Here is a 13,418-nt window from a genome sequence, read left to right as displayed (position 1 = left end):
TTCCTGAAAGATGAATTTACCATTCCAACATCAACGGCTAGTCACTGCCCGCTCAGGAGATTACATGTATTATCCACTTGTCAAAAAAGCACTCTTTCAGCTTGATCCAGAACGTGCACATGAACTCACTTTTCGCCAGTTAAAACGCGTTACTGGCACGCCACTTCAATTCTTGATTCGCCAATCAGTGCCAACCAAACCAGTAAGTTGCATGGGGCTGTCATTCAAAAATCCATTAGGCTTAGCTGCAGGTTTGGATAAAGATGGTGAGTGCATTGATGCTCTGGGCGCGATGGGGTTTGGTTTTATTGAAGTCGGGACAGTCACACCACGGCCACAGTCAGGAAATGATAAACCAAGATTGTTTAGGGTCGTCGAGGCCGAAGGTTTGATCAATCGTATGGGTTTTAATAATCACGGGGTTGATAACTTAATTGAAAACGTTAAAAAATCACATTTTGGCGGTATTTTAGGTATTAATATTGGTAAGAATAAAGATACTCCGGTAGAGCAGGGCAAAGAAGATTACTTGATTTGCATGGATAAAATTTATCCTTATGCCGGCTATATTGCGATTAATATTTCATCGCCTAATACTCCAGGATTACGGTCTTTGCAGTATGGTGAAGCACTGGATGATTTGTTGGCAGCAATTAAAAATAAACAAACTGAATTACATCAGCGGCATCATAAGTATGTTCCTGTCGCAGTTAAGATCGCGCCGGATCTTACAGAAGAAGAATTGATCCAAATAGCGGATAGCTTGGTTCGCCATAATATAGATGGTGTTATTGCCACTAATACAACTTTAGATCGTTCCCTCATTCAGGGTTTAAATTATTGCGAACAAGCCGGAGGGTTAAGTGGCCGTCCATTACAATTACGCAGTACTGAAGTGATTCGCCGTTTATCGCAAGAGTTGCAGGGCCGTTTACCTATTATTGGCGTCGGTGGAATTGACTCGGTCATTGCTGCGCGGGAAAAAATGGCTGCGGGTGCTTCATTGATTCAAATTTATTCCGGATTTATCTTCCATGGACCAAGTTTGATTAAGAATATCATTACTCATATCTAATTATTTATCTTCTTTACTTGTCTGGGGGTTTATTTATTCCCCCAGCTCGTCTATATTTTATCCCTATAGATTAAATATACATCAAAAGCCTTATATGATTTAGTGCAATTAGGTGGGTAAGTGCTCAGTTATTGAGTCAATAATGTTGGCGAACGTGGCGGGAAGGGTAAAATATGCGGATTAAACCAGACGATAAATGGCGTTGGTATTTTGATATCGAACATGACAGGCTCATGTTGGATTTAGCCAATGGTATGATATTTCGGTCGCGGTTCCCGTCTAAAATGTTAACTCCTGATGCCTTTGATGAATCTGCATTTTGCGTTGATGATGCCGCGCTTTATTTTGAATTTGAAGATCAATGCCGCCAAATTAAAATGGGCCATGAGCAACGTTCAGAATTAATATTAAATGCTTTGGTTGCATGTCGTTTTCTAAAACCATTAATGCCCAAAAGCTGGTATTTTGCACAACAGCCTAAAACTTGGATACCACAGAATGCGGCACTGGCTACAGTAAAAGTATTGGATAGTAACGAAGAGATTAGTTTGTTAGTAGTTGAATCCGGTGACACTGCCAGTTTGTGTTTATTAGCGCAGCCCCAAGTCGTATTAGCTGGCCGTCAGTTGGCATTGGGCGATGCGATAAAAATAATGAATGACCGTTTGTTACCATTAGTGATTCAAGAGGTTTACACTACGACGGCCTATGACCGAGCAGTATAATCCCGTTATACTCGTCATACTTCAAGCCGCATGTGCGTTGGCTGCACTCCTTCACCCGAGTCATTGACTGATGTCAACTCATCGGGATTCATTCGATTACCGCCTTCCTGCAACTCGAATTATCTAGAGTATATACTTGTCATACTTCAAGCCGCATGTGCGTTGGCTGCTCTCCTTACTCGGCCCGTCCATGGGCTTCGCTTCTGCGAGTCGCATTCAAATATGTTCCTGACCGATTTGTATCTTATTTTCCGCTAAGAGTAATATTTCCTTTGGGTATGCAACTGCAACAAAGTATCGTCCCGTCATTGCCAATAGCGCTTTGTTTTAACGGTGCGACATCGCCATCGACTAAGGTAATTCTACAACTACCACATATTCCCGCTCGGCAAGAGTAAGGAATACGGATATTTTGTTGTTCCAGTTGTTCCAATAATACCTGCTGATTATTACCGTTAAAGCGAATGCCATTATATTCAATGGATATAGTTTTGGATTGATCTTGCGGTGCGCTAAGGCTTTCAACTATCGCTCCAGCGGCATAGGGGCGTGGTGGTTTGGTTGACAGAATCTCCACTTCATCTCCAACCCGAATAATACCACTGTTTCTGGCCACCATATTCTGACCAAAGTCGATATCACCATTCTCGGCGGTTCGGAATGTCTGTAGTGTTTGTAAAGGCTCGCCCGTTGGATGCTTGCGACCGCGCTCAACACTGACGGTGGTTAATACACAGCGGCTGCATGGCTTAACCAAATCAAAAGTAATATCGCCAACTCGGATAACCTGCCAACTGTCTTCAGCAAATGCACTCGCGCCGGTCACGACCAAATTAGGACGAAATTGTTCCAGTTTTATACTGCCGGGGCAGCGTTGCTGTAATTCTTTAAACGAAGCTTCATTAATCAGTAGATAAGGGAAGCCATCGGCAAATGATAGTGGAATTTCCGGCATGGGTTTTACCCGTCGGGTTAATTCCGCGCCTAACCAGCGTAATTGTACTTCTCGCTGAAAATAGCCGCTGAGCCAGTTGTTGATCGCCACAGGGGCAATGAGCGCGGTAAAATGATTTCCCCAAACTTCGGTCGGTTCGGCATTGGCTAAAAAATCATTAAAGCGGATACTGGCACTCTCGCCATCAGGGGCAGTGAGATATAAGCCGTCTGACATTAAAGCGGGGGTAAACATCACCATCTTCGGATATTGGCGTGCAGTAATAAAAGTGCCATCTGGTTCGGTAATCATAAATACGCGGTCAAAAGCCAATCCGCTGCTGCTGACTTGTGCATGAGAAAGCTGCAAACCGCGCATGGATTTTACCGGATGAACATAGAGTCGGGAGAGGGTAATCACCATTGCCTCCGTGCGAGTATTAAATAAGAGGGAGCAACTTTATGACAAGCTGCTGGGATTAGCTATAATGCGCAACAATTTTCTTTTTGGTGATAGTGCGATATGAACTCTCTGTTTGCCAGCACGGCGCGTGGACTGGAAGAACTGTTAAAAAGCGAACTCGAAGCGCTGGGCGCTCACGACTGTAAAATAGTACAGGGTGGGGTACATTTTCAGGGCGACGATCGACTCATGTACCAAAGCCTGTTGTGGAGCCGCTTGGCTTCGCGCATTTTGTTACCACTCAACGATTTTAAAGTTTACAGTGATTTAGACTTGTATCTTGGGGTACAGGCGATTGACTGGCCATCAATTTTTGGTGTGGAAAAAACCTTTGCCGTGCATTTTAGCGGTGTGAATGACGAAATTCGCAATAGTCAGTACGGGGCATTAAAAGTCAAAGATGCCATCGTCGATAGCTTTACCCGTAAACTGGATCAGCGCCCAACCGTGGCTAAACAGCAGCCGGATATCCGGGTGAATGTGTTCCTGCAACGGGATATGGCCAGTGTTGCGCTGGATCTCAGCGGCGAAGGGCTGCATCAGCGCGGTTATCGTGATCTGACCGGCCAGGCACCGTTGAAAGAAAACCTGGCAGCAGCCATTATCCAACGTTCTGGCTGGCAGTTGGGTACACCGATGGTCGATCCGATGTGTGGTTCTGGGACCTTGCTGATTGAAGCTGCCATGATGGCATCAGATCGCGCCCCAGGGCTGCATCGGGCGCATTGGGGTTTTACCGCCTGGAGTGCTTTTAACGAAGAGCTGTGGCGTGAATTGACCACCGAAGCGCAAGTTCGTGCGCACCGTGGTTTGCAGGAAACGACCTCCCGCTTCTTTGGCTCTGATATTGACCGCCGCGTCATTGAGATGGCCAGGGCTAACGCCCGTCGCGCTGGGGTAGCCGAACTGATTACCTTCAATGCCAATGATGTCAGTAAGCTAGTGAATCCATTACCAGAAGGGCCTGTCGGGACAGTTATCAGTAACCCGCCTTACGGTGAGCGGTTGGAAAGCGAACCGGCATTGATTGCGCTGCACAATATGCTGGGCCGCATGATGAAAAGCGCTTTTGGTGGCTGGCGTTTATCCCTGTTCAGTGCCTCGCCGGAACTGCTGAGTTGCTTGCAATTGCGCGCAGAACGCGAATTCAAAGCGAAGAATGGCCCATTAGATTGTGTGCAGAAAAACTACCAATTAGCGGCAAACCCACAGGGTGCTGCGGGTGTTCAGGTCGCTGAGGATTATGCTAACCGCCTGCGTAAGAATGTGAAAAAGTTGGATAAATGGGCTAAACAGCAGGGCATTGAATGCTACCGCCTGTATGACGCCGATTTGCCGGATTATAACGTAGCCGTCGACCGCTATGGCAGCAAAGTTGTGGTGCAAGAGTATGCGCCACCGAAAACCATTGATGCACAAAAAGCGCGTCAGCGCCTGTTTGATGTGATTAATGCCACCTTGGCGGTGTTGAATCTGCCATCCAACCAGTTGGTGTTGAAAACACGTGAACGCCAGAAAGGCAAAAATCAATACGAGAAATTGGCGCAGAAAGGCGAGTTCCTGCTGGTAAGTGAATATAATGCCAAACTATGGGTTAACCTGACTGATTACCTTGATACTGGCTTGTTCCTTGATCACCGTATTGCTCGCCAGATGCTGGGCAAAATGAGTCAAGGTAAAGATTTCCTTAACCTGTTTGCTTATACCGGTACTGCCAGTGTCCATGCTGGGCTGGGCGGTGCGCGCAGTACGACTACTGTTGATATGTCGCGTACCTATTTGGAATGGGCTGAGAAAAACCTGCGCGCTAATGGCTTAACCGGCCAACAACACCGCTTGATTCAGGCTGATTGCCTCTCTTGGCTGAGTAACACTGATGAGCAATTCGATGTGATCTTTATTGATCCGCCGACGTTCTCCAACTCTAAGCGAATGGAGACCACCTTTGATGTTCAGCGCGATCATTTAGTGCTGATGAAAGAACTTAAACGGTTATTGCGCCGTAAGGGAACAATCATGTTCTCGAACAATAAGCGCGGTTTCCAGATGGATTTGGACGGGATAAAGGCGTTGGGATTGGAAGCGAAAGAAATCACCGCGCAAACACAATCTGAAGACTTTGCCCGCAATCGTCAAATCCACAACTGTTGGCTGGTTACCCACAGCCACGAGGAAAAGTAGAAACTATGTCGTTAATTAGCATGTCCGGTGCTTGGCTGTCGTTCAGCGATGCCCCTTTATTAGATAATACTGAATTGCATATTGAGCCAAACGAGCGTGTTTGTCTGGTGGGCCGTAATGGCGCGGGCAAATCTACCTTGTTGAAAATTCTGAGCAAAGAAATTGCATTGGATGATGGCCGGATCATTTATGAGCAGGATTTGATTGTCGCACGTTTGCAACAAGATCCCCCGCGCAATGTAGCCGGAACCGTGTTTGATTTTGTTGCAGAAGGCGTACAAGAACAAGCCGAGCATCTGAAAGCTTATCATGCCACCCTGCATCAGGTTGAACTTGACCCGAGCGAAAAAAACCTTAATCGCCTGGCAGCATTGCAGGAAATTCTGGACCATCAGGGGTTATGGCAATTAGACAGCCGTATTCAGGAAGTCTTGGTTCAGTTGGGTTTATCAGCCGATGCGGAGCTTTCATCTCTGTCGGGTGGTTGGTTGCGTAAAGCGGCATTAGGTCGCGCATTGGTGAGCTCACCAAAAGTGCTGCTGCTGGATGAACCGACCAACCATTTGGATATCGAAACCATTAACTGGCTGGAAGGCTTCCTGAAAGATTTCCAGGGCAGCATTGTATTTATTTCCCATGACCGTTCCTTTATTCGTGCGATGGCAACACGTATTGTCGATCTGGATCGCGGCAAATTGGTGTCATGGCCGGGTAATTACGAACTGTACCTTGCCAGCAAAGAAGAAGCACTGCGGGTTGAAGAGCTGCAAAATGCTGAATTTGACCGCAAATTAGCGCAAGAGGAAGTGTGGATTCGCCAAGGAATCAAAGCACGACGTACTCGTAATGAGGGGCGTGTTCGCGCCTTGAAAGCGCTGCGGATGGAGCGTTCAGAGCGTCGCGAAGTGATGGGCACCGCCAAGATGCAAGTGGAAGAAACGGTGCGTTCGGGCAAAATTGTCTTTGATCTGGAAAATGTTAACTATCAGGTTGATGGCAAAGTGCTGGTGAAAGATTTCACCGCGCAAGTACAGCGTGGCGACAAAATTGCGCTGGTGGGGCCGAATGGTTGTGGTAAAACCACCTTACTGAAACTGATGCTCGGTCAGCTTAAAGCCGACAGCGGTAAAGTACATTGCGGGACCAAATTGGAAGTGGCCTATTTTGACCAGCACCGCGCAGAGCTTGATCCCGAGCGCACGGTGATGGATAACCTGGCCGAAGGTAAGCAGGAAGTGATGGTCAATGGCCGTTCACGCCATGTTCTGGGCTATCTGCAAGACTTCTTGTTCCACCCGAAACGCGCCATGACCCCCGTGAAAGCTTTGTCTGGTGGTGAGCGTAATCGCCTGTTATTGGCTAAATTATTCCTGAAGCCAAGCAACTTGCTGATCCTCGATGAACCGACCAACGATCTGGATGTGGAAACACTGGAGTTGTTGGAAGAAATGGTCGATAGCTATCAAGGCACCGTATTGCTGGTCAGCCATGACCGTCAATTCGTGGATAACTCGGTAACAGAGTGCTGGATTTTTGAAGGCAATGGCCAAATCAGCAGCTTTGTGGGCGGTTATTATGATGCTCACCAGCAGCGCGCTGAGGCAAAACCTATTCGTCAAGTAGCGGCTAAAGTTGAAGAAACTAAAGCGGCTGCACCGGTGAAAAACAACGCCCCTGCGGCAAAACGTCCCGGTAAACTGAGCTACAACTTGCAGCGCGAGTTGGATCAGTTACCGCAGCAGCTAGAAAAACTGGAATGTGAAATCAGTGGGTTACAAGCCGAAGTCAGCCATGCAGATTTCTTCTCCCGTCCACATGCAGAGACACAACAGGTTTTGCAAGCATTAGCTGATGCCGAACAGGCACTAGAAGTGGCATTTAGTCGCTGGGAAGAGCTGGAAGCTCAGAAAAACGGCTAAAATGGTTTTTCGCCGTTCTGTCAGGTGATAAGTTATACGATAATATATCTATTGTTATATTAGTATCGTGACAATATAGCACTTGGCTATCCCCAATAGATTTCAAGGTGCAGGAAGGCGGCAAGCGAGAGAACCCCGATGAGCTTACTCAGGTAAGTGATTCGGGTGACGAGAACAGCCAACACACCTGCGCTTTGAAAGATGAAGGGGATACAGTTCAGCCGTGAGGGATTCGATATTGTGTTCTGTAATTCAGCCTGAGCACGGCGAGCACTCCGGGCAGACAGGGAATGTGATCCTGTGCCGGCAGTGCGACATGTCAGTGGCCTTACCTCCTCTGCCATACGGCACCAAAGCGGTATGTCCGCGCTGTAAAACCACACTGACTGCGCGGTGGGATGAGCCACGTAAGCGCCCGGTAGGTTATGCTATCAGCGCATTGTTTATGTTATTGCTGGCTAATATGTTTCCCTTCGTCAACATGCGTGTGGCGGGGATCACCAGCGAAATAACCTTGATCCAAATACCCAAAGTGATGGTGGCAGATAACTATGCCAGCATGGCAACGTTATTTATGGTTTTGGTTCAGTTAATACCGGCTTTCTGTATGGTGGCTATCATCCTGCTTTGCCTGCGAGTGCGTATGCCGCATCGTTGGAAGGCGCTGATGGCAAAAGCATTATTCCAATTTAAAACCTGGTGCATGGTGGAAATTTTCCTCGCCGGTGTACTGGTCAGTTTTGTCAAACTGATGGCCTATGGTGAAATTGGCATCGGCAGCAGCTTTGTCCCATATTGTTTATTCTGCTTGTTACAAGTGCGTGCTTTCCAATGTGTCGATCGCCATTGGATGTGGCAAGATATCGCCCCTGCACCGGTGTTACCTCACCCTCTTATTGCGGGCCGAACGGGTTTGCGCCAAGGCCTGCGCTCTTGTGCGTGCTGCACTGCCATTTTGCCGCAAGCTCAGGTGGAATGCCCGCGTTGCCATACTCATGGTTATATCCGCCGCCGCAATAGCTTACAGTGGACAATGGCATTATTAGTCACGTCTATCTTGTTGTATATTCCAGCTAACTTAATGCCCATTATGATCACCGAAAGTTTGGGGAACCAAATGAACTCCACCATCATGGCGGGGGTGATTTTCTTGTGGAGTGAAGGTTCTTATCCGGTGGCGATGGTGATTTTTATTGCCAGTATTATGGTGCCGTCATTGAAAATGCTGGCGATCGGCTGGTTATGTTGGGATGCAAAAGGCAAGGGTAATACCGACACTGAACGGATGCATTTTATTTATGAGATAGTGGAGTTTGTTGGCCGCTGGTCAATGATTGATGTCTTTGTTATCGCGGTGCTGTCGTCATTGGTGCGTATCGGGCAACTGATGAGTATTTATCCGGCGATTGGTGCGCTGCTATTTGCCATGGTGGTTATCCTGACCATGTTTGCTGCATTAACCTTCGATCCGCGTTTAACGTGGGATCGGATAAGTGAAACAACCCAAAAGGAGCCGCAAGGTGACGGACAATAATCCCAGCCAGGGTGTGGCAGAAATTGAAAAAATCAAACGGTGGTCCCCAGTGTGGATCATCCCCATTGTCACTGCGCTGATTGGTGCATGGATACTGTTTTATCATTTCAGCCATCAGGGGCCACAGGTGGTTATGACCACTTTGAATGCCGAGGGCATTGAAGCCGGTAAAACAAAAATAAAGAGCCGCAGTGTGGATGTTGGCATCGTTGAGCAGGTCACTCTGAGTGAAGATCTTAACCATGTTATCGTGCAGGCGCGGTTGAATTCCGGGATGAATACCTTGTTGCACAGTGACACGGTTTTCTGGGTGGTCAAACCGCAGATTGGGCGTGAAGGAGTTTCCGGTCTGGGAACTTTGCTTTCAGGGGCCTACATTGAGCTACAACCTGGTAGCAAAGGTAAGGCACTCAATGAGTTTACCTTGCTTGATTCCCCACCGCTGGCCTCACCGGATGCTAAAGGGATTCGTATCACACTCGATAGCGAACAAGCCGGGCAGTTGAATGCCGGTGATCCGGTCTTATTCCGTGGCTATCGTGTCGGGTCAGTGGAAACCAGCACCTTTGATGCCAAATCACGCCTGATGCGTTATCAGTTATTTATTGGCGCTCCTTATGACGGTCTGGTCACGACGAATGTCCGGTTCTGGAAAGACAGTGGTGTAGCGGTTGACCTCTCCTCACAGGGGATGCGGGTTGAAATGGCATCACTGGCGACTTTGTTCAGTGGCGGTGTTAGCTTCGATGTGCCAGATGGTGTGGATTTGGGTAAACCAATCACACAAGATAAGGCTGAGTTCAAACTGTTTGATAACCGCAGTAGCATCCAGAACTCGTTGTACACCGAACATGAAGATTTCTTGCTGTTCTTCTCTGACTCGGTGCGTGGTTTGCAGGCGGGAGCACCGGTTGAATTCCGCGGTATCCGTATCGGTACTGTCGGGGATGTTCCTTTCTTCGCCGAAGGGATGAGACAGCGCGTTGATAATGACTTCCGTATTCCGGTGCTCATCCGCATTGAGCCAGGCCGTTTCCGCGAGGATTTAGGCCCAGATGCCAATTTTGAGCAAGTATTGAAAACCGCCAAAGAACGTGGTCTGCGTGCCTCCTTGAAATCAGGCAACTTGTTGACCGGCGCACTGTTTGTCGATCTGGATTTCTATCCAGATGCCAAACCGTGGAAAGGGCCGCTGGAAGTGGCGGGCTATCCATTGTTGCCAACTGTCAGTGGTGGCTTGGCGCAAATTCAGCAAAAAGTGATGCAGACGTTAGATAAAATTAATAGCTTGCCGCTGGACCCAATGGTTAATGAAGTCACCAAAACATTGGCTGAAAGTCAGAAAACCATGCGTGAAACACAGAAAACTCTGGAAGCATTGACCGCGATCACCTCCAGTCCGGCGATGCAAGATCTGCCAAAAGATCTGCAAAAAACCTTGAATGAGTTGAATCGCAGTATGAAAGGTTTCCAGCCAGGCTCACCCGCCTACAATAAAATGGTGGGTGATATGCAGCGGTTAGATCAGGTCTTGCGTGAATTACAACCGGTATTGCGGACGCTGAATGAAAAGAGCAACGCACTGGTATTTGAAGCGGCAGGAAGTCAGGATCCTCAGCCTAAGAAGGCCAAAAAATGATGAAATGGATGGCAGTTATCGCAGCATTATTACTCAGTGCATGCAGCAGCACACCGAGCAAAACCTATTATCAGCTACCGGCTCTCAGCGCGCCCGCAACCGCCACTAGCAGTGTTGCATCACGGCAACTGTGGGTTGAACATGTGGGCGTCGCGGATTATCTGGCGGCGGCGGGTGTGGTGTATCAAACCAACGATGTACAGTATGTGATTGCCAGCAACAATCTTTGGGCCAGCCCATTGGACCAGCAATTGCAGCAAACTTTGGTCTCTAATCTGAGCAATGCGTTGCCGGGATGGTTGGTTTCTTCACAACCACTTGATAGCTCACAGGATGTCCTCAATGTCACCGTTACCGGGTTCCACGGCCGTTATGATGGCCGCGCTATCATCCGTGGCGTGTGGATACTCAAACATCAGGGACAACTGATTAAGCAGCCGTTCGATTTAGAGCTTAAACAGAGTGACGATGGTTATGATGCGCTGATCCGTACTTTGGCCGAGGGTTGGCAGCAAGAAGCTAAGACAATCGCGGCACAGTTACAAAATACTCAGTAATATTTTATCTTAAATTAATCTAACCCTCTTTCGGCAGTCATACTAATATGACTCTGAAAGAGGGTTTTTTATTTAAAATCAACAAGATAACATTCACCATTCCAAATCAATCACTTAGCTGATTCAACGTGTATAGTTCACAAATATGACATTGGCGTGAATTTTGCGCATTGCTTTTCTGTTTCCTAAGGTCTATCACTTAATTGTGGCTGAACATAAAGTAGCCACTGTTTTCTTTCCACCAGACCGAAATATGAGGGAAACGAGGCATGAAGAGACAGAAAAGAGATCGCTTGGAAAGGGCATTGTCACGAGGCTATCAAGCAGGTATTTCAGGGCGTTCAAGGGAAATTTGCCCTATCAAGCTTTAGACGCCAGATCGCATTGGTTAGGAGGTTGGCGACAAGCCATGGAGGACAGGGCTGTGACCGCTTAAGCGGCTCTCTGTCAGACTAAGGGATAACCCCCGTTATACGGGGGTTTTCATTTTAGCCTGCATACTTGGCGTTACAGCGCTGTAAGCGGCTCTTACTTAACTGATTATTCAGCCCAGCGTTTTAGCAGGATACTGGCATTCACACCACCAAAACCAAAGCCATTTGAAAGTGCATAGGTCATTTCATGAGGCTGTGCTTGACCCGCAACCACATTCAGCCCTTTAGCCGCTGGATCCAGATTGTCCAAATTCAATGTCGCAGGTACGATTTGATCTCGTAATGCCAATACGGTGAAGATAGTTTCCAACCCGCCAGCAGCGCCCAATAAGTGGCCAGTAGCTGATTTTGTTGAGGTTATCGCTAACGTATTACCCTCGCCAAACAAGTGCTTAATAGCATTGATTTCACCCAAATCACCCACCGGCGTTGAGGTCGCATGAGCATTGAGATGCTGAACTTGCGCAGGGGTTATTCCAGCCTGGCGTAATGCAATTTTCATTGCACGATATGCGCCGTCACCATCTTCCGCACCCGAGGTCATATGGTAGGCATCGGCACTGGTGCCGTAGCCGACAATCTCTGCTAATGGTTTTGCGCCCCGCGCCAGAGCATGTTCCAGCTCTTCAATCACCAGCAAACCGGCACCTTCACCCATCACAAAACCATCCCGGGCGCTGTCAAATGGCCGAGACGCTTTTTCGGGCGCATCATTAGAACCGGTTGATAATGCGCGCGCGGCCGCAAAACCCGCCAGGCTAACTTTATCAATCGCCGCCTCAGCACCCCCGCACAGAGCAATATCAGCTTCATCATTGCGGATCAACCGCACCGCATCGCCGATCGCCTGAACTCCCGCTGCACAGGCAGTGACTGGCGCACCAATCGGCCCTTTGAAATGATGTTTGATAGAGACATGACCGGCGGCCAGATTCACCAAGAATGAGGGCACGGTGAAAGGGGAGAGGCGCTTTGGCCCACGGTTATCCGTGGTGCGCACCGCATTGGCAATGGAGGGAAAACCGCCAATACCTGAACCAATGATGGTCGCGGTGCGCTCTTGTTTGTCTTCACTATCGGCTTGCCAGCCAGCATGGGCAATGGCTTCATCTGCCGCGGCCATAGCAAACTCAATAAAGCGATCCATTTTCTTTTGATCTTTTGGCGCAACTGCTTTATCAGGATCAAAGCCAGCTTCGGGATCGTCTGCAATTGTGGGGACTTGGCCACCAATCTTTGCCGATAAATCACCCACAATGTCATCAGGTAGAACACGGATACCTGATTGCCCTGCCAACAAACGCTGCCACACAGCATCGATACCACAGCCCAATGGGGAAACCACACCCATTCCTGTAATCACTACACGGCGCATATTCATTATTTTTCCTTTGGAGACTCAATTGAATGGGGGGAGTGCCTGGCATTGGCTGAATTTTTCTCACGCATTAATGCCAACCGTTTATTAATTATATCGCTCCTGACCGAACCTGCCGCGAGGGTGACATCCTCCGCACGGATAGGTCGACGAGTAGCATTGTCTAGCAATATGGGTTCGACAGGGGCACCGCTACGGCGATCGGCGAGTATGGCTGCGGGGCCATCCGGCGCAAAATGTTGATTACCCCAATGAAACAGAGCAGCTATCACCGGGAAAAAATCATTACCACGTTCAGTCAATATGTATTCATAGCGGGTGGGGCGAGAATGATAAAGCCGTTTCTCCAGGATGCCACTTTCCACCAAATACTTAAGACGGCGGGTGAGGATAGTGGGAGAAAGCTGCAAACTTTGCTGAAATTCATCAAACCGTGTTAACCCCTGAAAAGCATCACGGATGATCAGTATGCTCCACCATTCGCCCACCCGCTCGAGAGAACGTGCCACCGGGCAGGGCATATCTTGAAAGTGAGTTCTTTGCATATCACTCCACGGATGATTTTTGTGGGCATAGAGAG

Annotated in this window: 10 protein-coding genes and 1 pseudogene; 8 read left to right on the top strand and 3 right to left on the bottom strand. The window is 48.3% G+C overall.

Features of this window, described 5'->3' with window-relative positions:
- The first annotated feature begins 64 nt into the window (after positions 1-64).
- Both pyrD and DX162_RS19310 read left to right on the top strand, forming a co-directional pair.
- On the top strand, positions 65-1,075 hold the full coding sequence (gene pyrD, locus DX162_RS19315) for a quinone-dependent dihydroorotate dehydrogenase (RefSeq protein ID WP_004391117.1): 1,011 nt from the start codon (positions 65-67) through the stop codon (positions 1,073-1,075).
- 173 nt (positions 1,076-1,248) lie between these two features.
- Positions 1,249-1,800 (top strand): cell division protein ZapC, encoded by a 552-nt coding sequence (locus DX162_RS19310; protein WP_032820056.1) that lies wholly within the window; start codon positions 1,249-1,251, stop codon positions 1,798-1,800.
- A gap of 244 nt (positions 1,801-2,044) precedes the next feature.
- On the opposite strand, the gene DX162_RS19300 is transcribed toward DX162_RS19310, so the two are convergent.
- Positions 2,045-3,157: a YcbX family protein gene (locus DX162_RS19300; RefSeq protein WP_004391119.1), complete on the bottom strand. Its 1,113-nt coding sequence runs from the start codon at positions 3,155-3,157 to the stop codon at positions 2,045-2,047.
- A 99-nt stretch (positions 3,158-3,256) separates the two neighbouring features.
- On the opposite strand from DX162_RS19300, the gene rlmKL reads away from it, so the two are divergent.
- From rlmKL to rmf, 6 genes and pseudogenes are all read left to right on the top strand, one after another.
- Entirely contained in the window at positions 3,257-5,377 is a 2,121-nt protein-coding gene (gene rlmKL, locus DX162_RS19295) for a bifunctional 23S rRNA (guanine(2069)-N(7))-methyltransferase RlmK/23S rRNA (guanine(2445)-N(2))-methyltransferase RlmL (RefSeq protein WP_004391120.1), read from the top strand.
- A gap of 5 nt (positions 5,378-5,382) precedes the next feature.
- Complete coding sequence (locus tag DX162_RS19290) at positions 5,383-7,296, top strand: ABC transporter ATP-binding protein (RefSeq protein ID WP_032820057.1); 1,914 nt, start codon at positions 5,383-5,385, stop codon at positions 7,294-7,296.
- A gap of 238 nt (positions 7,297-7,534) precedes the next feature.
- Positions 7,535-8,830 carry a membrane integrity-associated transporter subunit PqiA gene (gene pqiA / locus DX162_RS19285; protein WP_071777638.1) on the top strand — a complete coding sequence of 432 codons (1,296 nt, stop codon included), beginning with the start codon at positions 7,535-7,537 and terminating at the stop codon, positions 8,828-8,830.
- Positions 8,817-10,469, top strand: coding sequence for an intermembrane transport protein PqiB (gene pqiB / locus DX162_RS19280; protein WP_032820059.1), 1,653 nt, complete (start codon positions 8,817-8,819; stop codon positions 10,467-10,469). Before pqiA ends, pqiB begins: the two co-directional genes overlap by 14 nt.
- Positions 10,466-11,026, top strand: coding sequence for a membrane integrity-associated transporter subunit PqiC (gene pqiC, locus DX162_RS19275; protein ID WP_032820061.1), 561 nt, complete (start codon positions 10,466-10,468; stop codon positions 11,024-11,026). The genes pqiB and pqiC overlap by 4 nt, the downstream gene beginning before the upstream one ends.
- A gap of 269 nt (positions 11,027-11,295) precedes the next feature.
- Positions 11,296-11,462 (top strand): annotated as a pseudogene (gene rmf / locus DX162_RS19270) (ribosome modulation factor).
- Between the two features lie 104 nt (positions 11,463-11,566).
- On the opposite strand, the gene fabF reads toward rmf, so the two are convergent.
- Both fabF and DX162_RS19260 read right to left on the bottom strand, forming a co-directional pair.
- Positions 11,567-12,841, bottom strand: coding sequence for a beta-ketoacyl-ACP synthase II (gene fabF / locus DX162_RS19265; protein ID WP_004391125.1), 1,275 nt, complete (start codon positions 12,839-12,841; stop codon positions 11,567-11,569).
- A complete protein-coding gene (locus tag DX162_RS19260) occupies positions 12,841-13,383 on the bottom strand; it encodes a winged helix-turn-helix transcriptional regulator (protein ID WP_032820063.1) in 543 nt (180 codons plus the stop codon). Before DX162_RS19260 ends, fabF begins: the two co-directional genes overlap by 1 nt.
- Positions 13,384-13,418: the final 35 nt, after the last annotated feature.

It is taken from the genome of Yersinia kristensenii (assembly GCF_900460525.1).
GTDB classification, from domain to species: Bacteria; Pseudomonadota; Gammaproteobacteria; order Enterobacterales; family Enterobacteriaceae; genus Yersinia; species Yersinia kristensenii.
Note: the sequence above shows the minus strand (reverse complement) of the source record. Positions and strands in the feature narration are given on the sequence as shown.